The following is a 1,262-nucleotide window of genomic DNA, read 5'->3' as shown; positions in this document are numbered from 1 at the left end:
TATTCAAAGCGACCGAAGATGGCGAGATTCTGAAAAAGGACTACGGTATTGAGCAGCGCTACCTTCGCTCAATCATGTCACCTTGGGCAGCGAAACGCCTTCACGAATTTGGCGGCGACATCACCAAATTTAAAGTGATGAAAGTTCGTCCATCTATCCTTGACCAAATCGGTATTGCGAAAACCGAACCTGGTGATGAGAACAACCAAGATATTTCATCACTCGTCGGTAAAGTGGATATCCGTAAACTCGAACACTACTCTCAAGACGACCCAGATGCGTACAGCTACTCTGGCGCGCTGTGCAAAGCAAACCACGGCTTGACGGAATTCGTCGAGATGTTCAAAGCGCCAATTAAAGTATTGCACCCATTACTAACCGCAACACAGGAAGGCAACTTTAACGGGACGGAAGGCCTTTCTGCAATTCCGTTTGACGGCATGATTTTGGCTCACTCTAACGAATCTGAGTGGCAAACCTGCCGCAACAACAAAAACAACGAAGCCTTCCTAGACCGTGTATACATCGTTAAAGTACCGTACTGTTTACGCGTATCGGAAGAAGTTAAAATCTATCAAAAACTGCTTGAAAACAGTGAACTGTCTCAAGCCCCTTGCTCACCAAGCACATTAGAAACATTGGCGCAGTTCAGCATCCTTTCTCGTCTGAAAGAGCCTGAAAACTCGTCTATCTTCTCGACAATGCGCGTGTACGACGGCGAGACGCTAAAAGACACCGACCCTAAAGCGAAAAGCTACCAAGAGTATCGAGATTACGCAGGCGTCGATGAAGGTATGAACGGCCTATCTACACGTTTTGCGTTTAAGATTTTGTCTCGCGTGTTCAACTTTGACCAAACCGAAGTGGCAGCAAACCCAGTTCACCTGTTCTATGTGATTGAACAACAAGTAGAGCGCGAACAATTCCCTTCAGAAACCGCAGAAAAATATCTTGAGTTTTTGAAAGGTTACCTCGTTCCTCGTTACGTTGAGTTTATCGGTAAAGAAATTCAAACCGCGTACCTAGAATCTTACTCTGAATACGGCCAAAACATCTTCGACCGTTATGTTACCTACGCAGATTTCTGGATTCAGGACCAAGAATACCGCGATCCAGAAACGGGTCAGCTATTTGACCGCGCATCTCTCAATGCGGAACTAGAGAAAATTGAGAAAACTGCTGGTATATCCAACCCGAAAGATTTCCGAAACGAAATCGTTAACTTTGTGCTTCGTGCGAAAGCCAATAACAATGGTCAAAAC

General features: G+C 45.3%; 1 protein-coding gene. It reads left to right on the top strand.

Annotation, left to right across the window (positions count from 1 at the left end; genetic code table 11):
- The coding region (locus tag R7E42_RS24510; RefSeq protein WP_318073165.1) for a PrkA family serine protein kinase at window positions 1-1,262 on the top strand (1,262 nt) is incomplete at both ends.

This window comes from Vibrio sp. Vb1337, assembly GCF_033338715.1.
Taxonomy (GTDB): Bacteria; Pseudomonadota; Gammaproteobacteria; order Enterobacterales; family Vibrionaceae; genus Vibrio; species Vibrio alginolyticus.
Note: the sequence above shows the minus strand (reverse complement) of the source record. Positions and strands in the feature narration are given on the sequence as shown.